Source organism: Nonomuraea indica (assembly GCF_002850745.1).
In the GTDB taxonomy this organism is placed as follows: domain Bacteria; phylum Actinomycetota; class Actinomycetes; order Streptosporangiales; family Streptosporangiaceae; genus Nonomuraea; species Nonomuraea indica.
Map to the genome: position 1 here is coordinate 23,541 of NZ_KZ559473.1, position 24,455 is coordinate 47,995.

Below are 24,455 nucleotides of genomic sequence, written 5' to 3' on the forward strand. Positions count from 1 at the left end.
TGTCCCGATGATCCGAACCAAAGCGCAGTATGCGGCATCTCATCAGTTGTCGTTCATACGGGAGGTTCTGATGATTCAGCTGGGCATGGCGGTGGTGGCCGCCGCCGCGGTGCTGGGCGGCTCGGGAGGCCTGCCGAAGGGCACCCTGTTCATGGAGTCGCACCCGCCGGCGAAGTCGTGGGAGACCTACACCACGTCCGACTCGCTCAGGCGCCCGCTGAGCGTCAACCCGTGCAACCGCAGGAAGGCGTGGGACGGCGGGCGGGTGGCCGCCCGCACCATGGTGCACGCGTGGGAGAACCAGATGCGCGACGAGCAGCTCGTCGTCTACCGCGACACGGCCGAGGCCAGGAAGGCCGTGCGCGGGCTGCGGGCCGAGCTGGCGCGCTGCGCGGTGGTGGGCGGCGGGCACGACCGCTCCCGCTACTACGCCAAGCCGGTCGCGGTGGGCGACGAGGCGCTGAGGGTGGGCGGCCTGCATTTCGAGAACAGCACGAGGTCGGTCGTCATGCGGCGGGGCGCCGCCGTCTACGTCGTGGGGGAGACGGGACGGGTGTCGAAGGGCCTGCCCATGCCGTACTTCCGCGGCCTGGTCGAGCAGGCCGGCCGGATGGCCGCGAAGGTGTGCGGGCTGCCGCGCACCGGCTGCTGAGCCACACCTGACCGGCGCGCCCCGGGACGGGCGCGTCGTGCCGAGGCGGGGCGCGTCCACCGGGGGATCGTAGCGTCGTGCCGAGGCGGGGGCGCGTCCGCGGGGGACGGGCGCGCCTCGGGGGGACGGGTGTGCCCGCGGGGGCGGGCACGTCCACGTGATGGGCGCGCGGCTGTGCGCGGGGGCCGCAGCCGCGCGCCCCGCACGGCCGCGGGCGCGCGCTCCATGGCTTCCGGTCACACCGCTCCCGGTCACACCGGCAGCTCAAAGCTCCGTCTGAACGTGGCGAGGTCCAGGGAACCGCCCAGGGTGGCACCCAGTCCTGCGCGCGCGACGCCGGCGAACGCCTCGGCGCCGAGCGCGCCGCAACCCTCCGGCAGCACCCCGGCCAGCGGGCGTGCCGCCAGCATCTCCAGGTCGGCGACGTTGCTCCGCTCGGCCTCGCCGGGCTCTCGGGGCCAGGACCCGATCACCAGGCCGGCCAGGGACAGCCCGCGGTGTGCCAGTGCCTCCAGCGTGAGCGCCGTGTGGTTGAGCGTGCCCGATCCGGCCCGGACGACCACGAGGACCGGCGCGCCGAGCATCCGCGCCAGGCCGGCGAGTGTGCCGCCGTCCTCGTCGAAGCGCACCAGCAGCCCGCCCGTGCCCTCCACCAGCACCAGCCGGTGGGACTCGGCCAGTTCGCCGATCCGCTCGGCGGCCGCCGTCAGCGACACGGGCGGCAGACCGGCCGCCCGCGCGGCGGCCGCGGGGGAGAGCGGCGCGGGGTAGCGGGCCAGCTCGAACGTCGTCGGCACCCCGGCGAGCCGGATGACCTCGTCCAGGTCCCCCGGCTCGCCGGGGGCTCTGCCCGTCTGGGCGGGCTTCACCACGGCCACGCTCGATCCGCGCTGCCTGGCCAGCGCCGCCACGGCGGCGGTCACGACGGTCTTGCCGACGCCGGTGTCGGTGCCGGTGACGATGAGTACGCTCACCAGGCCAGCCTAGGACGGCGTGGCCCGCGTCCCGCGCCCGGCGCACGGGCCGGCGGTGAGAGCCGGAGTTCGCGGCGCCTGGCCGGCCCAGGGGGCTCGCGAGGGCCGCCTTCGAGGGCTCCCACGGCCCACAGGGCGGCCGTCGCGGTGGCCCGCCGTCGTCCGGTCAGCGGGCGTCTTCCTGGAGGCCCTCAGCCCCGTGCGGCGGGTGGCGGTGCCGGCGGCCGTGCCGTAAAGGATGGGTCAGGGGCGGCGCAGGCGCGTGACGAACTTGTAGCGGTCGCCGCGGTAGAGGGACTGGGCCCACTCGACCGGGTTGCCGTCGGCGTCGAAGGCGTGGCGGGTGAGCAGCAGCATGGGCAGGCCCACGTCCACGCCAAGCGCCTTGGCGTCGTACGGGGTGGCCAGGACCGTCTCGATGATCTCCTCGGCGTCCGTGAGCCGCACGTTGTAGGCGTTGTGCAGCGTCTCGTACAGCGACGAGTGCACCTCCAGCTCGCGGCGCAGCCGGGGGAAGCGGCGGGCCGACAGGTGGGTGGTGTCGATCGAGACCGGCTCGCCGTTGGCCAGCCTGAGCCGGTGGATGCGCAGCACCCGGCCGCCCGGGTTGATCGCCAGGCGGCGGGCCAGCGCCTCGTCGGCCGTGATGTAGCCGATCTCCAGGATCTTGGTGTCGGGCTCCAGGCCGGCGGTGCGCAGGTCGCCGATGTAGGAGGTGAGTTGCAGCACCTGGGCGACCTTCGGCTGGGCGACGAACGTGCCCTTGCCCTGGATGCGCAGCAGCCGCCCCTCCACGACCAGCTCGGTGAGCGCCTGCCGGACGGTGGTGCGGGACGTCTCGAACCGTACAGCCAGCGTCCGCTCCGGAGGCAGCGCGGAACCGGCGGGCAGGCTCTTGGTCAGCTCCAGCAGGCTCCGCTTCACGTCGTAGTACTTCGGTACGCGAGGGCCGTCGTCGGTCACGCTCTCACCTTCACTTCTGCCACGGCGGTGAGGGCGTGTCTGATCACCGCGAGATCATCGGAACTCAGATTGGCCCGAGCGGTCAACCGCAGGCAAGGCCGGCCTTCCGGCACCGAGGGCGGGCGGCGGCGACGCGCGCGTACCCCCGGCTCCGCACAGGTGGCGGCGGCGGCCCGCGCGGTCCCGGGCGGGCCGAGCACCACGGGCACGACCGCGCCCGCCGGCCCGCTCGTCCCCGGACCGGACGCGCGGACCGTGGCGGCCAGCGCACCCGCCCGGCGACGTGCGCGTCCAGGCAGCTCAGGCTGATGCTGAAGGATATCCACAGCGGCGGACGCGGCGACAACCGAGGCCGGTGCCGGAGCGGTGTCGTGGTCGGGCGGCCTGCCCGTGTCGGTCAACGTGTCCATCACCTCCGGCTCCCCGGCACTGCTCCGCCCCGAGATCCGGGGAACGTGGGCAGTGTGACGGTTCTCACAATGTGAGATGCCCCGATTGGTCCGGTTTTCTGCATGAGGCGGCGCCCTTCTTCACCGGCGAGGCCGAGCGAGCGGGCCGCGGCGGGCCGCGCGGCGTGGCCGCCCGCGTGCCGCGGACCGCCGGTCTGCCGTTCGATGGCGGCCCCGTGCGGCCCTGCCAGGGGATCCATGCGCGCCGTCAACCAGGGGGCCGGTTTGGCCGTTGAGGGGAGAACCACGCATGATGCACTCGTGCCCACACTCAGCGACCTCGTCGTCCGCCACACCTCACTCGACGCGGCGGACCTCGAATGGCTGCACTCACTGGTCTCCGACTGGCAGCTGCTCGCCGACCTGTCGTTCGCCGACCTCGTCCTGTGGGCGCCGCTGCTGCCGCCGTCGAAGGAGCCGGCGGGCGGCTGCGACATGGACCACGGCAGCGGGTGGATCGCCATCGCGCAGATGCGGCCCACCACCGGACCCACCGTCTACCACGACGACATCGTCGGCACGGTCGTCGCCCCGGGCGAGCGCCCGCTCATCGACACGGCCTGGAACGAGCGGCGGATCTGCCGCGAGGGCGACCCCGACTGGTCCACCGGCGTGCCCGTGCGCGAGGAGACCATCCCGGTGCGGCGTGCCCTGCCGGGCGGCGAGGGCCGCTTCCTCGCGGTCATCCAGCGCTCCACCAACCTGTCGTCCGCCCGCACCCCGTCCCGGCTGGAGCTGACCTACCTGCAGAGCGCCTCCGACCTGGCGCAGATGGTGGCCGAGGGCCGTTTCCCGTTCTCGGGCGAGGAGCCCATCCTGGTCCGCTCGCCGCGCGTGGGTGACGGCCTGCTAAGGCTCGACCGCGCCGGTCGGGTCACGTACGCCTCGCCGAACGCCCTGTCGGCCTACCGGCGGCTGGGGCTGCACGCCGACCTGGTGGGCGCCGAGCTGGGCCGCGTCACGGCGCAGCTGTGCTATTCCGACGAGCCGATCAACGAGGACCTCATGATCGTGGCCAGCGGGCGCGCGGCCAAGGAGACCGAGGTCGAGTCCGGCGGCACGATCGTCCAGCTCCGCGCCATCCCGCTGATCGTCGGCGGCGGGCGCATCGGCGCGCTGGTGCTCATCCGCGACGTGACCGAGCTGCGCCGCCGCGAGCGCGAGCTGATGACCAAGGACGCGACCATCCGCGAGATCCACCATCGCGTCAAGAACAACCTGCAGACCGTGGCGGCGCTGCTCAGGCTCCAGGCGCGGCGGCTGCGCGTGCCGGAGGGGCGCGAGGCGCTGGAGGAGGCCGTACGGCGGGTCGGCTCGATCGCGATCGTGCACGAGACGCTGTCCCACGCGCCCGAGGAGTTCGTCGACTTCGACGACATCGCCGACCGGGTGATCGCGATGGCCGGCGAGGTCTCGTCGGCCGAGGCGGCTGTCACGCCGCGGCGGGTGGGCGCCTTCGGGGTGCTGCCGTCGCTGATCGCCACGCCGCTGGCGATGGCGCTCACGGAGCTGCTGCAGAACGCCCTGCAGCACGGCCACCCGAAGCGGTTGCAGGTGGTGGTCCGGCCCGAGGCCGACCGGCTCAACGTGGTCGTCTGGGACGACGGCCAGGGGGTGCCGGACGACTTCGACCTCGACAGCACGACGAGTCTGGGCCTGCAGATCGTCCGCACGCTGGTGGTGGGGGAGCTGTCGGGCAAGCTCGCGATCGAGCGGCGCGAGGGCGGCGGGACGGAGGTCACGCTGTCGATCCCGCTGCCCGCCTCGTGAGGCAGCGGGCGCGTACGCGGGCGGGCGTGCGCCTGGGCCGCGTCAGGGGTCGCCACGGCCCGATCCAGCCGCGTGGGGGCGTGCCTGGCGCGGTTCGGGTCAGCCGAAGGGGTGGGACGCCGCGTCCGGCTGCCGGACGCGGGCGGTCCTGGTCGCTGTGGGGATCAACGGTTCTCGCCGGTCGGGTTCATCGAGTGGAACGGGCGAGTGGATCGGGCCGACGGGTAGGGCGGCCGGTCGAGCGGGGGTCAGGCGGAGGCGCGGGCGCGGGCGCGGGCCGTGCGGCGCTTGAGCGCGCGGCGCTCGTCCTCGCTCAGACCGCCCCAGACGCCGGCGTCCTGACCGGACTCCAGGGCCCACTTCAGGCAGGCGTCGACGGCCGGGCACGACCGGCAGACCTGCTTGGCCTCCTCGATCTGCATGAGGGCGGGGCCGGTGTTGCCGATCGGGAAGAACAGCTCGGGGTCCACGTCACGGCAGGCGGCTACATGGCGCCAGTCCATGCGTCACTCCTTAGTAGATGGAGCCTGTGTGCTCCGTGCGGCCACTACTTTGTGAAGAGTTTCACTAAGGCGTGCGTACAGTGACCCGGTCCCTGGTGGTGGACCGGGCTTGCTCGCCCGACGGGCGGAACGACCTCGGGTTATGGTCAAAGGTCCTACGTTCCGACGTCAGTCTTGAGCCTGTCAGCCACGCTGAGTGCACGCAAGGGGTCAGGCCGAAGTTTTGGTCGGAATAGATGTCGTATGCGTCACACCTGACCGAATGTAACAAGCTAGACCAGCACTCGTAACGCGTCCGGGATAGAGCGGAACGTCACCGACTCCCGCTCGCCCAGGTAGTCGCCGTCCAGCTCGAAGGCCACCGGCCGGCTCGCCGTGAGGGTGAACTCCTGCTCGTCGTGGAGCTGGACCAGGTGCCTGCCGGAGGGCAGGGCCTCACTCTCCGTGAGGATGTGCCTGATGAGCGGCACCAGCGCGAGCGGCCCCATCCGCTGGAGCCCGAGCAAGTCGAGTCCGGTCTCGAAGCTCGCCCACGGAGTGGGCCGGACCGGGCGCGGACCCACGTACGTCCACGGCGAGGTGTTGGTGATGATCGCCATGAAGACGCCGTCGGCCTTGGGGATGCCCGGGCCGGTGAGTGTCATGGCGGGGTGCCGCTTGTCGGTCAGCAGATAGTGGCGCAGCGCGGTGGTGACGTAGCGGGTGGGCGTCGCCTTGCGGCCCGCGCCGCGGAGCCCCTCGACGGCGCGGATGACCTCGGCGTCATACCCCATCCCCGCACAGAAGGTGAAATATCGGCTTTCGCTGCTCCAGCGGGCCTGGCCGAGCCCCACGGTCCTGTGCCGTCCCTCGCGCAGCGCCTCCAGCACCGCGCCGGTGGCTTCCACCGGGTCGTTCGGCAGGCCGAGGCCGCGGGCGAAGACGTTCGCGCTGCCGCCCGGGATGACGATCAGCGAGGGCCGTCCGGCAGCCGCGCCGCGGCCGGCCGACGCCGGCGCGGTGGTGCCGTCGTCGATCGGATTGAGCAGGCCGTTCACCGTCTCGTTGATCGTCCCGTCGCCGCCCAGCACGGCCACGACGTCGTATCCCTTGACCCGGGCGGTGGCGGCGAGCGTGGCCGCGTGGCCGCGGTAGCCCGTCTCCTCGACGGTCAGCTCCACGGCGGCGCCGAGCGCGCGGATCAGCACGTCCCGCGTACGGGAGTTCGTGGTCGTCGCCTTGGGGTTGACCAGGAGCATCGCGCGCATGGGGCCAGCGTATCCGTGATCGTTGTCTATCTTGTCGCCAGATTTCCGATTTTGCGGAGCCAGGGGAATGTCCGGCGGCCCGGCAGAGCCGTCGGCCTCCCCGACGTGGGTCCCGCGTGTCCCGGCCGGGGCGCCGACCGCGGTCGCGGGCGGATAGGGTGCGGGTTGTGTCGAAGCGCCCGCCCAGCTTGGTTGCCGCCGCCCTCGTCGTCGCCCTCGAAGGGCTGATCGCGCTGGGGCTCGGCGGCTATGGCATCCTCGAGACGCTGCGCGGGGCGGCCAGTGACCTCACCGCGGGCCTCGCGGCGGGGGCGTTCGGTCTGCTGGTCGGCGCGGGGCTGCTCTGGGTGGCCTGGGGCGGGCTGCTCAAGGTCGAACGCTGGGGGCGTGCTCCCGGCGTGCTGGCCCAGATCCTCCTGATCCCCGTCGCCGTCACGCTCATCCAGTCGCAGCAGGCGCTGCCGGGTGGCACGCTGCTCGTGATGGCCGTGGTGGGCCTCGCCGCACTGCTCGCACCGCCCACGACCCGCGCCCTCGTCGGCGAGGACTGACCACCGGACGGGACGTGACCGGCGGGATTGTGCTGTTCGCAGGACTCACGGCGCCGTACGCGCGCGGGGCTGTGCCGCTGCATTGCCGTACGAGAGGGGGCGCCGGGGTGGGGCAGGAGCTGTGCGGCGTCGAGCGTGCACGGGAAGAGGCGCGCCGGACGCGGGACGGACGGCCCGGAGTGACGGCCCGGAGTGACGGCACTGGAGCGACGGAGCCGGGCGGACGGTGCGGGACGGACGGCCGTGCGAGGCGACGGCCGTGTCCCCGCTAGTCGTCGGCGGTGAGGCCCTCGCGAAGCTGCGCCAGCGTGCGGGCGAGCAGCCGCGAGACGTGCATCTGTGAGATGCCCAGCTCGGTGGCGATCTGGGACTGGGTCATGTTGCCGAAGAAACGCAGCAGCAGGATGCGCTTCTCGCGCGGCGGCAGCCGTTCGAGGAGCGGCTTGAGCGACTCGCGGTACTCGACGCCTTCGAGTGACTCGTCCACGATGCCGAGCGAGTCGGACACGGCGGGGGCGTCGTCGTCGCCGGAGTCGGGCGCGTCGAGAGAGACGGTCGAGTAGGCGTTGGCCGACTCGAGGCCCTCCAGGACCTCTTCCTCGGTCATCTTCAGGTAGGCGGCCAGCTCGGCCACGGTCGGCGCGCGGCCCTCCCGCTGGGAGAGCTCGCTGATCGCCTTGGTCAGCGAGAGCTTCAGCTCCTGCAGGCGGCGCGGCACGCGGACCGCCCAGCCCTTGTCGCGGAAGTGCCGCTTGATCTCGCCCACGATGGTCGGCGTGGCGTAGGTGGAGAACTCCACGCCACGGTTGAGGTCGAACCGGTCGATCGACTTGATCAGCCCGATCGTGGCGACCTGGGTGAGGTCGTCGAGCCACTCACCCCGGTTGCGGAACCGGCGGGCGAGGTATTCGACCAGCGGAAGGTGAAGCTCGACCAGCTCGTCCCGGATGCGCTGGCGGCGCGGCTCCTCGGGGCCGAGCTCGGCCAGCTCGGCGAAGAGCATGCGGGCGCGGACCCTGTCGGGCACGGCGTGATCGCTGGTGGCCATGGCTCCAGTCCTTTCCGTCACGCCGGCCTCGCCGCGCCTCGGCGCTTACGCAGGACGATCGCCATACGGTCCGGAGAGTCGGTCACCGCTTCCACGTCGTCGGCCAGAGCGGTCAGGACCATCCAGGCGAAGTCGTCGCGCTTGGGCGCGGAGCTGCCGACCGTCACGACCTCGACCCTGACCTGCATCTCCAGCCCGGTCAGCTCGAACTCGGCGGTCAGGTCGGTGCCCGGCACGGCCTCGCCCAGGAGCATGGCGCACGCCTCGTCGACCGCGATCCGCAGATCCTCGATCTCGTCGAGCGTGAAGTCGAGCCTGGCCGCCAGCCCCGCCGTGGCCGTACGCAGCACGGACAGGTAAGCGCTCGCCGCGGGGAGCCTGATGCTCACCACGTCACGGATGCCGGCCTCGCCTTCCATGCGCGTCTCGGTTTCCTCGGTCACGTTCCTCCTCGCGTATATGACGCTGACTGCAACTTACCGCCCCTGAGCGGTGCTTGGACGAATCAGACTCGCCATCAACGGAAAAGGCTCTGTGCGGCCGGTCACCACACAGAGCCTTATGTGCCGTTTTACGCGGCCTTGGTCTCCCAGAAGATCTTGGAGATCTCGTCGATCTTGCCGAGGAGGTCCTCCGCCTTGGCGACGTCCACCGTGCCCTTGGCGCCCGCCGCGCCCGCGAGCTTGGTGGCGTCCCAGAACAGCTGGTGGAGCTGGGGGTAGGTCTCGAGGTGCGGCGGCTTGAAGTAGTCGGTCCACAGCACCCACAGGTGGTGCTTGACCAGCTCGGCTCGCTCCTCCTTGATGGTCAGCGCGCGGGCGCGGAAGACGGGGTCCTCGTTGGCCGCGTACTTCTCCATGATCGCCTTGACGGACTCGGCCTCGATCCGGGCCTGGGCGGGGTCGTAGACGCCGCAGGGCAGATCGCAGTGAGCCGAGGCGACATGCTTGGGTCGCAGCAGTCGTGCGAGCATCAGAAAGTCCTTCCTTGATGCTGAGTCAGCTTGGTCCAATTACCGACCTTACTCGTGCCGCAAGGCCCGCGGAGTTGGGGGTATCCGCCCATGAGAGTGCGTGTCGAGGGTGACTCGATGCGTCCCGCGCTGCTGCCGGGAGACTGGTTGCTCGTCCGGCGCGGCGCCCGGATCCGGCCGGGCGACATCGTGGTGGCGAGGCTGCCGGACGACCCCGACCGGCTGATCGTCAAGCGCGCCGGGTGGCGCGGCGCGGACGGGTGGTGGCTGGAGAGCGACAACCAGCGCGCCGCCGGGCGGCGCGACAGCTGGGACTTCGGCCCGGTCGGCGACGTGGTGGGCCGGGTCGTGCTGCGCTACTGGCCGCCGCGGCGCCGCGCCCGGTAGCCGTGGGCGCGGCGTCGCGCCGGGTCGAAGGGGCGGGGCTCAGCGGGGCGGGGCTCAGCGCGGCGGGCGGCGGCGGGCGCGGTAGGCGGCGACGTTGGCGCGGCTGGCGCAACGGGCCGAGCAGTAGCGGCGCGAACGGTTGGAGGAGGTGTCCAGGAACGCCTGCGAGCAGCGTGGCTCCCGGCACCGGCCGAGCCGGTCCGCGCCCAGCTCGGCCACCACCGCGGCCAGGCCCATCACGGCGCTCGCCGCCTCGTCCTCGGCCAGGTGCAGGTGCCAGGGGCGGCCGTCGTGGGCCGAGAGCCGGGGGTGCACCGGGTAGCGCGCGAGCAGGGCGTTGAGCAGCGCGGCCACGGCGTCCTCGTCGCCGGCCGAGGCGGCGGCGAAGACCTCGGCCAGTTCCTCGCGCAACCGGCGCAGGGCCGGCGGCGCGCCGGGGTCGTTGACGAGACGGACCGCCCACTCGGCGTAAGAGGTCAAGTCCACGATGGAGTATTACACAGTGTGACGGGGGAGGGGTCTGCGGGGCTGGTGGAGGTGACCCCCGGTGGCGGGGGAGGGGTGTGTGGGCGCTGGAAGAGATGAGGGCTGTGGCGGGGCGCTGGGGGGTGCGCCCCGCCGGGTGGTGCCCGCCGCGGGAGGGGTCCCGGGCGGTGGTCCTCAGCCCTCGGGGTGCAGGACGCGGCGCAGGAAGGCGCGGGTGCGCTCGTGCCGCGGCTCGCCGATGACCTGGGCGGGCGGCCCGTCCTCGACGACGACGCCGCCGTCCATGAACACGACCCGGTCGGCCACCTCCCGGGCGAAGCCCATCTCGTGGGTCACCACGAGCATGGTCATGCCCTCCTCGGCCAGCTTGCGCATGACGGCCAGCACGTCGCCCACCAGCTCCGGGTCGAGCGCCGACGTCGGCTCGTCGAACAGCATCAGGTCGGGGTTCATCGCCAGGGCCCTGGCGATGGCCACGCGCTGCTGCTGCCCGCCGGACAGCTGGGCGGGGAAGGAGTTCGCCTTGTCGCCGACGCCGACCCGTTCGAGGTTCTCGCGGGCGACCTTCTCGGCCTCCGCCCTGCCCCGCTTGAGCACGCGCCGCTGGGCGACCATGACGTTCTGCAGCGCGGTCATGTGCGGGAACAGGTTGAACTGCTGGAAGACCATGCCGATGCGGCGCCGTACGGCGTCGATGTCCACGTCGGGGTCGGTGACCTCGATGCCCTCGACCAGCACCTTGCCGCGGGTGGGCTGCTCCAGCAGGTTCACGCAGCGCAGCAGCGTGGACTTGCCCGAGCCGGACGGGCCGATGACGCACACCACCTGGCCGGCCTCGACGGTGCAGTCGATGCCCCGCAGCACCTCGTTCTTGCCGAAGTGCTTGTGCAGATCCTTGATCTCGATGGCCGGCGTCATCGGGCCCTCACCTTGCGCTTCTCCAGCCTGGCCGCCAGGTGGCCCAGCGGAACCGTGACGAGCAGGTACGTCACGCCGGCCACCATGATCGGCGTGGCGTTGGCGTACTGGGAGGCCAGGTCGTTGCCGAACTTGGCCAGCTCGACGTACTCGCCGGAGATGCCCAGGAAGAGCACCAGCGAGGAGTCCTTGAGCAGGGCGACGAACTGGTTGGTGGTCGGCGGGATGACGATCCTGATGGCCTGCGGGATGACCACGGTGATCTGCGCCCTGGCCGCCGACATGCCGAGTGAGCGGGCCGCCTCGGTCTGGCCCTTCGGCACCGCCTGCAGGCCCGCCCGGAACACCTCCGCCTGGTAGGCCGCGCCCACCAGGCCGAGGCCGAGGATGCCCTGCCCGTACGTGCCGCCGGGCACCGCGAAGCCGGGCAGCGCCAGCGGCAGGAAGGTGATCAGCAGGAAGATGAGCAGGGCCGGCAGGCCGCGGAAGATCTCGATGTAGAGGCCCGAGATCCACCGGTACGGCCGCACCGTGGACAGGCGCATGAGCGCGAGCAGCAGCCCCAGCAGGAACGCGAAGACGAACCCGCCGGTGGTGTAGATCAGCGTGTTCTTGAGCGCGATCGTGAACAGCTCGGGGAGGGCCTTCTCGGCCACGTCCGGCTTGGCGAAGTTCTGCGCCAGGCTGGGCCAGTCGGCGTACAGGACGACGCCGACGAGCACGGCCACCAGCACGACGTACTGGATCGCGCGGCTGATGCGTTGCTTCTTACGCGGGCTGAGCCGGGCCTTGCCCGGCTCAGCCGCCAATGACTGGTCCGTCATGGATCAGCTCAGCTCACCGGGCTTCTTGCCGAACCACTTCACGAAGACCTGCTCGTACGTGCCGTCGGACTTGGCGGCGGAGAGGGTCTCGTTGATGGTCTTGAGCAGGACCGGGTCGGCGTTCTTCTTCAGGCCGATGCCGTACTGCTCACCCGTGTCGAGGCTGGCGATCATCTCGAACTTCTCGGCGATCTCCGGCTTCTTCAGCCAGGTGAGCACCACCGGCAGGTCCTGGACGATCACGTCGGCCTGGCCGGCCTGCAGGGCCAGCAACTCCTTGGCGGAGTCGGCGTACTCGGTCGGGTTGAAACCCTGCTTCTTGACGTAGTCCAGGCCGGTGGTGCTGGCCTGGGCGCCGAGCTTGAGGTTCTTGGCCTTGATGTCCTCCAGTGACGTGGCGCCCGTGCCCTTCTTGGCCAGCAGCGCCTGCGTGGCGTCGAAGTACGGGTCGGAGAAGGTGATGTTCTGCTTGCGCTCGTCGGTGATCGTCATGCCGGCCGCCGCGACGTCGCACTTGTTGGTGGCCATCGCCGCGCCGCTCTTGATGACGGCGAAGTCGATGTCCACGATCTGCTGCTCCACGCCCAGCTTCTTGGCGACCAGGTCGACGATGTCGACGTCGAAGCCGACGATCTTGCCGCTGGCGTCCTTGAACTGGAACGGCTCGTAGGGGATGTTGGTGCAGGTCGTGAGCTTGCCGGGGTTCACCAGCTTGGCCTCGCCCGCAGCCGTCGCGCCGCCCGGGCTAGTCGTGGCGGCGGTGTCACCGCTGCCCGAACCACTGCCGCAGGCGGACAGTCCGAGGGCGGCGGCCAAGGCGAGCGCGCTGATGGTGTGGCCACGGCGGCTCTTGGACCAGAGGGCCATGTCGGGCCTCCTCAAGTGATATGTCATGAAAGTTGCGTTTTGTGAAGCCTAAGTCGCCGCATGCGACGATCCGTCATCGGGGATTTAACGATGCGTCAACGGAACAGCGTCGCCCCGGACACCGATCCCCGACAGTCGTCTCAGCATGTGGCACTATGGAGCGACGGGTGACCCCCGTAACCCCTCACGAGACGATCGGGAGGGGACCCTGGCGGCTACCGAAGCCAGGCCTCTCGCGCCGTCTGCCGAAGGTCTCCATCGTCCGTCCGATGCCTACTGGGGTCTCTCTGTGACTGCCACTCCTGCTCCCGCCTCTCTCGAATCCCTCGACCTCGACCCGGCCTTCGCCCTGCACCGCGGGGGCAAGCTGGAGGTCCGCTCCACCATTCCCGTCCGCGACGCGGACGACCTGTCTCTGGCCTACACCCCCGGGGTCGCCCGGGTGTGCACCGCCATCGCCGACACGCCGTCGCTGGTCAACGACTACACCTGGGTCTCCAACGTGGTCGCCGTCGTCTCCGACGGCACAGCGGTGCTCGGCCTCGGCGACATCGGCCCCGCCGCCGCGATGCCGGTGATGGAGGGCAAGGCGCTGCTGTTCAAGGAGTTCGCCGGAGTCGACGCCGTCCCCCTCTGCCTGGCCTGCACCGACGTCGACGCTCTGGTCGAGACCGTGGTCCGGCTCGCGCCCTCGTTCGGCGGCATCAACCTCGAGGACATCAGCGCCCCGCGCTGCTTCGAGGTGGAGGCCCGGCTGCGCGAGCTGCTCGACATCCCCGTCTTCCACGACGACCAGCACGGCACCGCCATCGTCACCCTGGCCGCCCTGACCAACGCGGCCCGCCTCACCGGCCGCTCGCTGGGCGACCTGCGCGCGGTCGTGGCCGGCGCCGGGGCCTCCGGCGTCGCCGTGACCCGCATCCTGCTGGAGGCCGGCATCGGCGACATCGCCGTGGCCGACTCCAAGGGCGTCATCTACCCGGGCCGCGACGGGCTCAACTCCGTCAAGGAGGCCCTGGCCCGCGACACGAACAAGGCCGGCCACACCGGCTCCACCGAGCAGGCGCTCGCGGGCGCCGACGTGTTCGTCGGCCTGTCGGGCTCGACGGTCGCGGAGGAGGCCATCGCCTCCATGGCCGACGACTCGATCGTCTTCGCGCTGTCCAACCCGACGCCGGAGGTGGCGCCGGCCGTGGCCGCCAGGCACGCCCGCGTCGTGGCGACCGGTCGCTCCGACTTCCCCAACCAGATCAACAACGTGCTGGCGTTCCCCGGCGTCTTCCGCGGCGCGCTCGACGTGCGGGCCACCACGATCACCGAGAACATGAAGGTCGCCGCCGCCACCGCGCTGGCCGACGTCGTGGGCGACGACCTGCGGGCCGACTACGTCATCCCCAGCCCGTTCGACGCCCGCGTCGCCCCGGCCGTCACCGCCGCCGTGGCCGCCCAGGCCCGGCGCGACGGGGTCGCCCGCATCCCCGGCTGACCGCCCCGCCTCTCCGCGCCCAGGAGCCCGTTCGAGTAAAGAGAAGTCTTGGGCTTCTCTTTACTCAGCGTGATATAACAGGAGCCTTCTGTAAGGATGCCGGCTCCGACTCCTGGCGAGGAGAGCGATGCGACGCGAGCCCAACCGACTGCTTCAGCTGCTCATCGCGGAGGCGGGTTTCTCCCACAAGGGGTTGGCCAGGCGGGTCAACGACCTGGGCGCCGCCCGCGGCGCCCCCGGCCTGAAGTACGACCACAGCTCCGTGCTGCGATGGATCGGCGGCCAGCGGCCCAGAGATCCGGTGCCGTCCCTCCTTACCGAGATTTTCGCCCTACGGCTCGGCAGACCGGTCACGCCTGAAGACCTCGGGATGCCGGCCATCGTCTCACCCCCCGATCTCGGGCAGGTGTTCACGCACACGTGGCAGGAGGGGGTCGCTACCGTGACAGCACTGTGGCGGGCCGATGTGGAGAGACGACGATTCCTGATCGACTCCACGTTATCGATAGGGGCAGGCTCCGTGGGAGCCATGCGCTGGCTGACGTCCCCGACGGACGGGCGCCTCGAAGGCGGCGGCTCACGACGGGTGGGCCGGGCGGACATCGCGGCCATCCGTGAGGTCACCCGTTCCTTCGGCGAGCTCGACAACCGCTTCGGCAGCGGCCGCGTCCGCGTGGCCGTGGTCGAGTACCTCGACACCGCAGTCTCGCCGCTTCTCAAGGACGGCTCGTACGGCGAGGGCACCGGCAGTGAGCTGGCCGCCGCCGCGGCCGAGCTGACCCGGCTGGCCGGGTGGATGGCCTACGACCTGGAACAGCACGGTCTGGCCCAGCGCTACCTGATCCAGGCGCTGCGGCTGGCCCGGGCGGCCGGTGACGACGCGCTCGGCGGCGAGATCCTCGCCGGCATGGCGCACCAGGCCGTCTACATGCGCCGACCGGCCCACGCCCTGGACCTGGCACGGGCCGCCCAGCTCTCGGCCGCGCGCTCGGGCGTGCGCACCCTGATGGCCTCCTGCCACGTGCTGGAGGCGCACGCGCACGCCGGGCTCGGCGACGCCCGTTCCTGCGCCGCCGCGCTGCACCAGGCCGAGCTGGCCTTCGACGGGCGCGCACCCGGGCAGGAGCCCGCCTGGCTGAGCTACTTCGACGAGGCCTACCTCGCGGCCAAGCTCGCGCACTGCTTCCGCGACCTCGGCGACGGGGTGCAGGCCGTCCGCTACGCGCGCCGCTCGCTCGACATGGACGGCCGCTACGTGCGCGGGCGGATGTTCAACCTGTCGCTGCTGGCCGCCGGGCTGACGCAGTGCGGGGAGCTGGAGGAGGCGTGCCGGGTGGCCGCCGAGGCGTTCGAGCTGGCGGGCGAGCTGCAGTCGGTCCGCTCCCGCTCGTACGCCGCCGACCTGCGCAGGCGGCTGGAGCCGTACAAGCGCGAGCCGGTGGTCACGGCCCTGCGCGAGCGCACCCGCGAGCTCGCGGCCGTGTGACGGCGGTCGTCCGAGGGCGGTCCTGTGACGCAGGCTGTCTGAGAGCGGTCGCGTGGTCGTGTGACGGCGGCCCTGTGACGGCGAGAGCCCGCCTCCGGCGCGGGCGCCGGGGACGGGCTCGTCAGCGTCAGCGGGTCAGCCGGGGAGCAGCTCGCCGTTCGGGCCGACGATCTTCTTGGTCTCCGCGAGGTTCGCCTTGGCGTAGACGTCGGCCACCTCGCCGTCGAAGTACGCCGAGGTGATGTGGTCGACGCGGTCGTTGCCGTCCTCGTCGACGAACAGGCTCGTCACGCCGTTGACGTAGCCGGTGCGCTTGTTGTTGTCGTACCTCACCAGCCACGGGCCGCCGTCGGCGCCCGGGGTCATCGAGCACTTGAGCACCTGGTGGGTCTCCACCCGGAAGGTGTTGATCTGGTACGTCTTCGTGCCGGTCTTGCCGGTGCACCACTTCGGGGTCAGGCCCGAGAACGGGCGGTCACCGTCGGGGTGCGGGGCGGACGGGTAGCCGAAGGCGATCACGCGCTGGTTCATCGGCTGGTTCCAGGCGATGCCCTGCCCGCCCACCACGTCACCGAGCCGGCCGGCGTCCTTGACGATCCCGATCATGTACTCGGCCATGTAGTACTCGCGGGTCGTGCCGGGCTTGACCCACTTCTGGACGTAGTAGCGGATGATGGAGTAGTTGCCCCGCTTGTCGTCGCTCTTGTCTCCGGGCCCCTTGTAGGCGTCGTACTCCGCCTTGGTGGCGGGCACGGTCTCCGGCTCGCCGAACTTGTAGCCGCTGCCCTTGCCGGTCTTGGCGTCCTTGTAGGCCTGCGCGCCGACCTCTTCCCGCTCCAGGACCGCGCCGGGGTAGTCGGGGCCGACCCTGTCGGCGGGCTTGTCCTCGCCCTCGCTGTAGCAGTCGCCGAGGTTGAGCAGGCACTTGCCGTACTCCTCGGCGGTGATCGGGCGCGGCTGGACCCACTTGTCGCCCGCCCACTTGTCGAACTCGGCCTTGGTGACCTTCTTCTGGCCCGCGAGACGGAAGCCGTTGTGCACCGCGACGAAGGCGAAGTCGCCGTCGTAGTCGTCGTAGGTGTCGAGGTCGTAGGCCGTGAAGGCGTAGGCGCCCACGTAGACGCCGAAGGGCGCCTTGCCCTGGTAGTAGCCGGGGACGAAGACCCACTTGCGGAAGACGTCCTTGCCGTGCTCGTACACGCAGTGGCCAGCGGTGGCGACCAGGTTGCGGTGGCGCGACTGGATGGAGGTGGCCGAGCACCAGCGCGGCTGACCGGCGCGGTCGAGGAAGAAGACCTTGCCGATCGTCTTCGGCAGGTTGACGTTCTTGCTCTTGGCGGACGGCGGGGTGGTGCCGGTGGGGGCGACCCCGCCGGGCTTGCCGTCACCGGCCTGCGTCTGCGGACGGACGAGCTTGGGGACGTCCTTGGCGTCGACCCGGTACTGCGTGGCCTTCTTCAGCGCGGCGCCGTTGGCGTCGAGCCAGAACTGGGCGTTGCTGTAGGCGTCGGCGGGCTTGGGAGCGAGGGGATCGCTGATCCAGCCGGGCTCTGCGGCAGCCGGCAGAGCGAGTGCGGTGGCGCCGAGGCTTGCTGCGGCGAGGGGGACGAGCAGGCGCTTCACTGAGGAACTCCACGAAGTTTACAACGGGCGTGTCGGAACCCTATCGATCTTCTGGACACTCCGGTAACCCCCGTCACAAAGCACCCAGAAAAGGCCGAAGGGCCCGGCTGGATGCCGAGCCCTTCGGGTGTTGTATGGGGTGAACGCCGACCGAGGTCGTCGTTCGGTCCGCCGGTACTACTTGATGAGCTTGCCGGACCACACGGCCGCAGCGGCCTTGTAGATCGACGCGGTCTCACCGTCGAAGATCGCGGAGGTGATCGTGTCGTAGCGCTTGTTGTTGTCGGTGTCGACGATGAGGCTGGTGACACCGGTGACGTAGCCAAGACGCTTGGCGTTGCTGTACCGGGTCAGCCAGGGGCCACCGTCGTAACCGGCGGTCACGGCGCAACGGAACGACTGGTGCTCCTCAACCCGGCGGGCCGGGATCTTGAGCACCTTCTCCTGGGTCTTGCCGTAGCACCACTTCGGCGTAACGCCGGTGTAGGGCTTGTTGCCGTCGGGGTGCGGGCCGAACGGGTAACCGAAGGTACGGACAGCGGTGCCGCCCTTCTGGTTCCACGCCACACCCTGGCCACCGACGTTGTCACCGAGGCGACCGGCGTCCTTGATCAGGTGACCGACGATGTAGAACTCGCCGACCCAGTAGAACTCCTTGGTGGTCGACTTGACCCACTTCTTGATGAAGTACTGCTGCTTGTGCCACGAGATCTCGGCGCCCTTGGCGTCCTTCTCGGCCCACAGCTTGCCCAGGAACTTGCCGTCAGCCTTCTCAGCGAGGAGTCGCTTGTACTCCTCCTGGCTGATGGAAGCCTTGCTCGCGTTGGTCGGGCCGACGAACTTGGCGTTGTTGTCGAGGCCGTCCGCAGCCTTGTTGTACTCAACCTCGGTGACCTCGGCGGCGGTCAGCTTGACGCCGTTCTTGCCCTCCGCGGTGTAGTACGCCAGAGCGTCCGCCGCGTCCTTCACGTCAGCCGGCTTGCCGACGGTCTCGGGGGCGGAGGTGGTGCTCTCCTTCTGGTACGGGCCGTTCTCGCCGTACTTGGAGACGCCGGCCGTGTACTCCTCGGCCGAGATCTCCTGCTTCTTGACGAACTTCTCGCCCTTGTAGGCGTCCCACTCGGACTTGGAGACCTTCTTCGGCGTGTAAGCCGCGCCACCGATGCCGTTGTACACGGTCACGAACGCGTAGTCGCGGTCGAAGTCCTCGTACACGTCGAAGTCGTAGTGCGTGAAGGCCTGCTTGCCCGCGTAGATGCCCCACGGAGCCTTGCCCTGGTAGTAACCCGGGACGAAGACCCAGTTGGAGACGACCTCGTCGTTGCCGGCGATGTCGTAGACGCAGTGCCCGGCCGTGGCGACCAGGTTGCGGTACTGCGACTGGATGGAGGTGCCGGAGCACCAGTAGGGCTTGCCGTCCTTCGCGACGAAGAACACCTTACCGATGGTCTTCGGGAAGTTGACGTTCTGCGTCTTGGCGACGACCTTCTTCTCTTCGCCGATCGGGACGACCTGACCCGGCTTGGTGTCGCTGCTGTAGCCGCCACCGCTCTGGATCTTGGAGACCTCGAGCGAGTCGGGGTTGAAGGCCACAGCCTGCTTCAGGGCCAGGTAGTTCGAGGCAGACCAGAACTCGACCGTCTCGACGGCCTTGGCCTCGGAGTTCAGAACGTCGCTGGAGACGTCGCTCTGCGCCTGGGCGGTACCGGCCAGGCCGGCGGCCAGGAGACCGGTGGCCAGAACGGCGCCACCGGCGGGGAGGAGGATGCGCTTCAAGGTGACTCCTTGCGCTGTCGTGGAACGCCTCTTGCGTCCCATGCGTCAGTAAAGGGATAGCCAGGAATCTACAGTGTCGATCTTGGGATCGGGTAGCTACTTCGCACAGAAAAGATCGGGTTTGCGGCCCGTGATCGTTCTGTGATGTTTAGGCGGCATATGCGGGTGACTTGCCGGAAGTGTCTGACGCACCCGTTTTCGCAGATCAACATAAGGAAGTTGTCAGTGTGACTTGCGGGGTGCGGCTGGCGTACGGGCGCAGCGGTCTCAGGGCATGTGATGCAGATCACATCGCTTGGATGGCACCGGATGGGCGCGCCGTGCGTCAAAACGCCTCACAGATCGCCGGAAACGCCTAAGGGCCCGGCGATCGCCGGGCCCTTCGTGAGTCAACGCGTCAACGATCGGCGCAACGCCGGTCGCGGTACGTCACTTAGATGATCTTGCCGGACCACACCTTCGCGGCGGCCTTGTAGACGCTCGCGGTCTCGCCGTCGAAGTACGGCGAGGAGATGTAGTCGACGCGGTCGTTGCCGTCCTGGTCGTTGAAGGTGCTGGTGACACCGTTCACGTAGCCGAGACGCTTGTTGTTGCTGTACTTGAGCAGCCAGGGGCCGCCGTCGGCGCCCTCGGTCATGGCGCACTTGAGCGCCACGTGCTCCTCGATCTTCTTGGCGGCCGAGCCGACGAGCTTCTTCGTGGTCTTGCCGTAGCACCACTTCGGCGTGACACCGGTGTAGGGCTTGTTGCCGTCGGGGTGCGGGGCGGCCGGGTAGCCGAACGCGCGGACGTACTTGCCCGTGGGCTGGTTCCATGCCACACCCTGACCGCCGACGTTGTCACCCAGGCGGCCGGCGTCCTTGAGGTTGTGGACGACGATGAAGTACTCGCCGACCCAGTAGATCTCCTTGGTGGTCGACTTGACCCACTTCTTGATGAAGAACTGCTGCTTGTACCAGGCCTTCTCGTTGCCGTTGGCGTCCTTGTCCGCCCAGAGCTTGCCGAGGTACTTGCCGTCGGCCTTCTCGGCGAGGAGCTTCTTGTACTCCTCCTGGCTGATGGCGACCTTGCTCGCGTTGGTCGGGCCGACGAACTTGGCGTTGTTGTCGAGGCCGTTCGGAGCCTTGTTGTAGTCGTGCTCCGTCACCTCGGTGGCGGTCAGCTTGACGCCGTTCTTGCCGGTGGCGGTGTAGTACTCGAGAGCCTGCTTCGCCGTCTTGACGTCGGCGGGCTTCCCGATGGTCTCCGGCGCGGAGGTGACGCTCTCCTTCTGGTACGGGCCGTTCTCGCCGTACTTGGAGACACCGGCCGTGTACTCGTCGGCCGAGATCTCCTGCTTCTTGACGAACTTCTCGCCCTTGTAGGCGTCCCACTCGGACTTGGAGACCTTCTTCGGCGTGTTGAGCGTGCCGCCGATGCCGTTGTAGACGGTGACGAACGCGTAGTCGCGGTCGTAGTCCTCGTAGACGTCGAAGTCGTAGTGGGTGAAGGCCTGCTTACCGACGTAGATGCCCCAGGGAGCCTTGCCCTGGTAGTAGCCGGGCACGAAGACCCACTTGGACATGACGTCCGTGTTGTGCGCGGTGTCGTACACGCAGTGGCCGGCGGTGGCCACCAGGTTGCGGTACTGCGCCTGGACGGAGGTGGCGGAGCACCACTTCTTCTCGCCCTTGGCGTTGACGAAGAACACCTTGCCGATGGTCTTCGGGAAGTTGACGTTCTGCGTCTTGACCGCGGGCTTCTTCTCCTGGCCGATCGGCGAGGCGGAGCCCGGCTTGGTGTCGGCGCTGTAGCCGCCCTTGCTCTGGAGCTTGGCGACGTCCTTGTTGTCCCAGATGTTGGACTGGGTCGCGGCCTTGAGAGCCGCGCCGTTGGACTCGGCCCAGAACTGGGCGATGGCCTTGGCGTCGGCCGCGCTCTTCGCCATCGGGTCGCTGGCGACGTCGCTGGCGGCCGTGGCGGTGCCGGCGAGGCCGGCGGCCAGAAGGCCGGTAGCCAGGAGGGCGCCACCGGCGGGGATGAGGATGCGCTTCAAGGGAACTGCTCCTTGGTCTGTCGTGGGTCGCAACGTGCGTCCCATGCGTCAGTAAAGGGATAGCAAGGAACATAGCGCGGTGATCTTCGCAGGTGGAAGCCGGTTTGCCCCATTCGGCATGCGGCCTTACCGCCGTGACCTTTCCGTTACCAGTCAGTGATCTTCGCTGACGGTGATCGGAGGAGCGCGTCTTCGCAGGGCATGCCGAAGGTCTCGAAAGCGGGTGTGACGGGTCCGTCGCACAAAGTGAGAGCGTGAATGTGACTCAGATCACAGGAACCAAATCCGGGGTCAACTCCGTCTAATGATGCTCCGGCCGCCTTAACGATCTTCGGCAGGGGGGTCTCGGCCCGTCCCGTACACAAAAAAGGGGGGGTCCGGCCGAAGCCGGAACCCCCCGCGGGACCGTGATCCCTACTTGTGCAGCTCGCCGTTCGGGCCGACGATCTTGCCGGACCAGACGTTCTTGGCCGAGTTGTAGACCGACGCGGTCTCACCGTCGAAGTACGGCGAGGTGATGTAGTCGATGCGGTCGTTGCCGTCCTGGTCGGCGAAGGTGCTGGTCACGCCGTTGACGTAGCCGAGACGCTTGCCGTTGCTGTAGTTGGCCAGCCAGGGGCCGCCGTCGTAGCCCGGGGTCACGGCGCACTTGAGGCCGATGTGCTCCTCGATCTTCAGCCAGGAGGCGCCCACGGCCTTGCCGGTGGTCTTGCCGTAGCAGGTCTTCGGCGTCACGCCGCTGTACGGCTTGTTGCCGTCGGGGTGCGGGGCGGCCGGGTAGCCGAACGCGCGCACGACCTTGCCCGTCGGCTGGTTCCACGAGACGCCCTGGCCGCCGACGTTGTCGCCGAGGCGGCCCACGTCCTTGGACAGCAGGATGTAGTTGCGTCCGCCCCAGCTGCGCTTGGGCCCGGTGAAGCGGTCGTAGTCCCTGCGGCTGACCTGCTTGACGCCGGTGAAGCCGATGCCGTTGTAGACGGTGACGAACGCGTAGTCGCGGTCGTAGTCCTCGTAGACGTCGAAGTCGTAGTGGGTGAAGGCCTGCTTGCCCACGTAGATGCCCCAGGGGGCCTTGCCCTGGTAGTAGCCGGGCACGAAGACCCACCGGTCGAGGACGTCACGGTTGCCGTCGGTGTCGTACACGCAGTGGCCGGCGGTGGCGACCAGGTTGCGGTAGTTGGACTGGACCGAGGTGGCCGAGCACCAGCGGTACTTGCCCGAGGCGTCGACGAAGAACACCTTGCCGGTCGTCTTCGGCATGTTCACGTTCTGGGCCCTGCTCATCGGCGCCTTCTCCTCGCCGATCGGCGCGGCGCTGCCCGGGCTGCCGTCGGGGGTGGCCCCGCCCTTGGAGACGACCTTCCGGACTTCCTTGGCGTCCCAGGTGTAGGCGGTGGCGGCGCGCAGGGCCGCGCCGTTCGACGCGAGCCAGAACGACGCGACGGAGGCGGCCTGCGCCGTGTTGCGGGCCATCGGGTCGGAGGCGATGTCGGCACGGGCCTGCACGCTGCCGGCCATGCCGCTGGCCAGGAGGCCGGTCGCCAGAACGGCGCCACCGGCCGGGACAAGGATTCGCTTCAAGGTAACTCCAGGCTTTGCCTTTGTGCTGACGCGGGGCGGATGCACCCCGTAAGCAGCAAACGGTCAGCCCGGAACCTACAGGTCTGGCCCTGGACCCGGAATTTACGGAAGATCAGGTGAAGCGGTCATCGGGCGGATGTGATCGTTCCGAGATCTGATCGTGCCTGATCACCTGGTGGTTGACAACGGTGCGTGTAACTTACGTCACATTTGTGGAGTCTTGAGTGTGGCGGCCCGCTGGTACACCTGGCCGGTGGCGACCGTGAAGGGCGGTGAGGACACCGCGTCGTAGCCGTCCTTGGCGTCGCGGTTCCAGGTGAGGCTGTTGATGCCGTTCAGCCCGCCGAGCTGCTGTACGGGCCGGTAGTCGATCAGCCAGGCGCCACCGCTCGCGCCGGCGCTGAAGTTGCACGGCTGCAGCTGCACCCCGAACTGGAGGTCCAGGCTGGGCGCCACGGTCTTCCTCGTGGTGCCGGCGCAGGTCCGCAGCGTGCGGCCGTTGAACGGTCGGGTGCCGTCGGGCTGCGGGCCCGCCGGGTAGCCGAAGGCGTGGATCGTGAGGCCGAGCCCCTTGCTGACGGCCAGGCCCTGCCCGCCGACGTTGTCCTGCAGCCGGCCGACGTCCTGGGTGGCGAGCTTGCCGTCCTTGTTCACCCAGGTGAAGCCGCGGTTCACGGTCACGAACGCGTAGTCGTAGTCGTAGTCGCCCTTGCCGGGCCAGTGCTCGTGCATGCTGATCGCCGAGCCCACGTAGATGCCGTCCGGCGCGGTCCCGTCCGGGCCCGGGTTGGGGACGAAGATCCAGTCCTGGGCGGCCTTGCCCTGGCGGGGGTCGTAGGCGCAGTGCGCGGCCGTCGCGACGACGGAGCGGTTGCCGGCCGCGACCGCGCTGGCCGAGCACCAGTACTCCTTGGCCCCGAACCGGAAGAAGACCTTGCCCATGGTCTTGGCGGCCGTGCCCTTGCGCGGGAGGGCGGGCGCCACGGCGAGGGACTTCCTCGACGGCGCCGCGGTGCTGATCCGGCCGCCCACGCTCCCCCCGGCGGCGGAGGTGGGCGCCGCCTGGGAGCCCGGCGTGGCGGGGCTGTAGCTGTCGGCCTCCTTGAGGCGCTCCGGCTTCCAGTAGTCGGCGACCCGCTGCACGTCCGCCGAGGTCTTGGTCAGCGTGACCGAGTACACGATCCCGGCGGCCGAGGCGGCGGCGTCGCCTCCGAAGGCAGGCAGCGTCAGCAGCGCGCTCAGCGCGGCTGCCGCCAGATGCCTGGCCCGGGGGATCATGAAAAGCCTTTCGTGGGGTGTAAGGGTGGATTCTTACAGATCTGTCCTATGTATTGCAGCTCGGGTGGGGGATTCGTTATCCGATCAAGCGTGACTTGTGTCCTATAAGACAGTCGTCAAGGCATCCATCCGCATAGGCGCAACTGATCCCTCGTGTCGGTCGTTGCCGCAGGTCAGCGCACCAGGAAAGGTGGTATCCATGCGTCGACTTCTCTGCTTGGCCGTCCTTTCCTGTACGGCTTTCAGCGCCGCTCCCGCCGTGGCTGACACGCACGCTCCCGGCAGGGGACTGAGGCTTTTCTTGATCACAGTCGGGGACAAGACCGGTGTGCTGTCGTGCACCCGGCGTGCCCGCACGCCCGCCTGCACCACTCTGGAGAGAGTGGGCGGCGATCCCGCGCAGCTCACCCGGCCGGACGGCACGGCGTGCACCATGGAGTACAACCCGGTGCACGTCAAGGCGATGGGCATCTGGGACGGCAAGCGGCACGACTACGACCGTACGTTCTCCAACGGCTGCGAGCTGGCCGCCTCGACCGGACCGGTCTTCCGGCTCTGATCCCACCCGGCAGCCCCGG

General features: G+C 69.7%; 24 protein-coding genes. 7 read left to right on the top strand and 17 right to left on the bottom strand.

All coding sequences use genetic code 11. The features are described from left to right. Nucleotides 1-70 precede the first annotated feature (70 nt). Entirely contained in the window at nt 71-652 is a 582-nt protein-coding gene (locus CXR44_RS20760) for a hypothetical protein (RefSeq protein ID WP_101787758.1), read from the top strand. Between the two features lie 251 nt (nt 653-903). Here CXR44_RS20760 and bioD read toward each other — a convergent pair whose 3' ends face one another. The 3 genes from bioD to CXR44_RS38965 all read right to left on the bottom strand — a co-directional run bounded on the left by bioD (nt 904) and on the right by CXR44_RS38965 (nt 3,002). Next, complete coding sequence (gene bioD, locus CXR44_RS20765) at nt 904-1,626, bottom strand: dethiobiotin synthase (protein WP_101787759.1); 723 nt, start codon at nt 1,624-1,626, stop codon at nt 904-906. Nucleotides 1,627-1,869: 243 nt separating this feature from the next. After that, nucleotides 1,870-2,589, bottom strand: a complete 720-nt coding sequence (locus tag CXR44_RS20770; protein ID WP_101787760.1) for a GntR family transcriptional regulator — start codon at nt 2,587-2,589, stop codon at nt 1,870-1,872. Continuing rightward, nucleotides 2,586-3,002: an aminotransferase class I/II-fold pyridoxal phosphate-dependent enzyme gene (locus CXR44_RS38965; RefSeq protein ID WP_144070034.1), complete on the bottom strand. Its 417-nt coding sequence runs from the start codon at nt 3,000-3,002 to the stop codon at nt 2,586-2,588. The genes CXR44_RS20770 and CXR44_RS38965 overlap by 4 nt, the downstream gene beginning before the upstream one ends. A 297-nt stretch (nt 3,003-3,299) precedes the next feature. Between CXR44_RS38965 and CXR44_RS20775 the strand changes: the two genes are divergently transcribed. After that, nucleotides 3,300-4,808 carry a sensor histidine kinase gene (locus CXR44_RS20775; RefSeq protein WP_101787761.1) on the top strand — a complete coding sequence of 503 codons (1,509 nt, stop codon included), beginning with the start codon at nt 3,300-3,302 and terminating at the stop codon, nt 4,806-4,808. Between the two features lie 248 nt (nt 4,809-5,056). Here CXR44_RS20775 and CXR44_RS20780 read toward each other — a convergent pair whose 3' ends face one another. Continuing rightward, nucleotides 5,057-5,311 carry a WhiB family transcriptional regulator gene (locus CXR44_RS20780; protein WP_101787762.1) on the bottom strand — a complete coding sequence of 85 codons (255 nt, stop codon included), beginning with the start codon at nt 5,309-5,311 and terminating at the stop codon, nt 5,057-5,059. A gap of 272 nt (nt 5,312-5,583) precedes the next feature. Continuing rightward, on the bottom strand, nt 5,584-6,558 hold the full coding sequence (locus CXR44_RS20785; protein ID WP_101787763.1) for a diacylglycerol/lipid kinase family protein: 975 nt from the start codon (nt 6,556-6,558) through the stop codon (nt 5,584-5,586). 167 nt (nt 6,559-6,725) lie between these two features. On the opposite strand from CXR44_RS20785, the gene CXR44_RS20790 reads away from it, so the two are divergent. Then, the gene (locus tag CXR44_RS20790) at nt 6,726-7,109 is read left to right on the top strand and encodes a hypothetical protein (RefSeq protein ID WP_101787764.1); all 384 of its coding nucleotides are present in this window, start codon (nt 6,726-6,728) and stop codon (nt 7,107-7,109) included. A 268-nt stretch (nt 7,110-7,377) separates the two neighbouring features. On the opposite strand, the gene CXR44_RS20795 is transcribed toward CXR44_RS20790, so the two are convergent. The 3 genes from CXR44_RS20795 to sodN all read right to left on the bottom strand — a co-directional run bounded on the left by CXR44_RS20795 (nt 7,378) and on the right by sodN (nt 9,130). Next, entirely contained in the window at nt 7,378-8,157 is a 780-nt protein-coding gene (locus tag CXR44_RS20795) for an RNA polymerase sigma factor SigF (RefSeq protein WP_180903612.1), read from the bottom strand. A gap of 17 nt (nt 8,158-8,174) precedes the next feature. Further along, on the bottom strand, nt 8,175-8,600 hold the full coding sequence (locus CXR44_RS20800; RefSeq protein ID WP_393149216.1) for an anti-sigma factor: 426 nt from the start codon (nt 8,598-8,600) through the stop codon (nt 8,175-8,177). A gap of 128 nt (nt 8,601-8,728) precedes the next feature. Further along, entirely contained in the window at nt 8,729-9,130 is a 402-nt protein-coding gene (sodN, locus tag CXR44_RS20805) for a superoxide dismutase, Ni (protein WP_101787765.1), read from the bottom strand. Between the two features lie 90 nt (nt 9,131-9,220). Between sodN and CXR44_RS20810 the strand changes: the two genes are divergently transcribed. After that, nucleotides 9,221-9,517: a S24 family peptidase gene (locus tag CXR44_RS20810; protein ID WP_101787766.1), complete on the top strand. Its 297-nt coding sequence runs from the start codon at nt 9,221-9,223 to the stop codon at nt 9,515-9,517. A gap of 54 nt (nt 9,518-9,571) precedes the next feature. On the opposite strand, the gene CXR44_RS20815 is transcribed toward CXR44_RS20810, so the two are convergent. The 4 genes from CXR44_RS20815 to CXR44_RS20830 all read right to left on the bottom strand — a co-directional run bounded on the left by CXR44_RS20815 (nt 9,572) and on the right by CXR44_RS20830 (nt 12,612). Next, nucleotides 9,572-10,003, bottom strand: coding sequence for a CGNR zinc finger domain-containing protein (locus CXR44_RS20815; protein ID WP_101787767.1), 432 nt, complete (start codon nt 10,001-10,003; stop codon nt 9,572-9,574). Nucleotides 10,004-10,177: 174 nt separating this feature from the next. Next, entirely contained in the window at nt 10,178-10,921 is a 744-nt protein-coding gene (locus CXR44_RS20820) for an amino acid ABC transporter ATP-binding protein (protein ID WP_101787768.1), read from the bottom strand. Beyond that, a complete protein-coding gene (locus tag CXR44_RS20825; protein WP_101787769.1) occupies nt 10,918-11,745 on the bottom strand; it encodes an amino acid ABC transporter permease in 828 nt (275 codons plus the stop codon). The genes CXR44_RS20820 and CXR44_RS20825 overlap by 4 nt, the downstream gene beginning before the upstream one ends. 3 nt (nt 11,746-11,748) lie before the next feature. After that, complete coding sequence (locus CXR44_RS20830) at nt 11,749-12,612, bottom strand: transporter substrate-binding domain-containing protein (RefSeq protein WP_101787770.1); 864 nt, start codon at nt 12,610-12,612, stop codon at nt 11,749-11,751. Nucleotides 12,613-12,901: 289 nt separating this feature from the next. Here CXR44_RS20830 and CXR44_RS20835 point away from each other — a divergent pair, with 289 nt between their 5' ends. Both CXR44_RS20835 and CXR44_RS20840 read left to right on the top strand, forming a co-directional pair. Continuing rightward, a complete protein-coding gene (locus tag CXR44_RS20835) occupies nt 12,902-14,098 on the top strand; it encodes an NAD(P)-dependent malic enzyme (RefSeq protein WP_180903613.1) in 1,197 nt (398 codons plus the stop codon). A 127-nt stretch (nt 14,099-14,225) separates the two neighbouring features. Next, nucleotides 14,226-15,584, top strand: a complete 1,359-nt coding sequence (locus CXR44_RS20840; RefSeq protein WP_101787772.1) for an NsdA family TPR-like regulatory protein — start codon at nt 14,226-14,228, stop codon at nt 15,582-15,584. Nucleotides 15,585-15,719: 135 nt separating this feature from the next. Here the strand turns inward: CXR44_RS20840 and CXR44_RS20845 are convergent, their stop codons facing one another. The 5 genes from CXR44_RS20845 to CXR44_RS20865 all read right to left on the bottom strand — a co-directional run bounded on the left by CXR44_RS20845 (nt 15,720) and on the right by CXR44_RS20865 (nt 23,877). Beyond that, nucleotides 15,720-17,207, bottom strand: a complete 1,488-nt coding sequence (locus CXR44_RS20845) for a trypsin-like serine peptidase (RefSeq protein ID WP_101787773.1) — start codon at nt 17,205-17,207, stop codon at nt 15,720-15,722. A gap of 177 nt (nt 17,208-17,384) precedes the next feature. Next, complete coding sequence (locus tag CXR44_RS20850; protein ID WP_101787774.1) at nt 17,385-18,983, bottom strand: trypsin-like serine peptidase; 1,599 nt, start codon at nt 18,981-18,983, stop codon at nt 17,385-17,387. Nucleotides 18,984-19,416: 433 nt separating this feature from the next. Then, a complete protein-coding gene (locus CXR44_RS20855) occupies nt 19,417-21,018 on the bottom strand; it encodes a trypsin-like serine peptidase (protein ID WP_101787775.1) in 1,602 nt (533 codons plus the stop codon). A 414-nt stretch (nt 21,019-21,432) separates the two neighbouring features. Beyond that, on the bottom strand, nt 21,433-22,599 hold the full coding sequence (locus tag CXR44_RS20860) for a trypsin-like serine peptidase (RefSeq protein WP_101787776.1): 1,167 nt from the start codon (nt 22,597-22,599) through the stop codon (nt 21,433-21,435). A gap of 204 nt (nt 22,600-22,803) precedes the next feature. Further along, nucleotides 22,804-23,877 carry a trypsin-like serine peptidase gene (locus CXR44_RS20865; protein WP_101787777.1) on the bottom strand — a complete coding sequence of 358 codons (1,074 nt, stop codon included), beginning with the start codon at nt 23,875-23,877 and terminating at the stop codon, nt 22,804-22,806. Between the two features lie 301 nt (nt 23,878-24,178). On the opposite strand from CXR44_RS20865, the gene CXR44_RS20870 reads away from it, so the two are divergent. After that, the gene (locus CXR44_RS20870) at nt 24,179-24,436 is read left to right on the top strand and encodes an SSI family serine proteinase inhibitor (RefSeq protein WP_180903614.1); all 258 of its coding nucleotides are present in this window, start codon (nt 24,179-24,181) and stop codon (nt 24,434-24,436) included. Nucleotides 24,437-24,455: the final 19 nt, after the last annotated feature.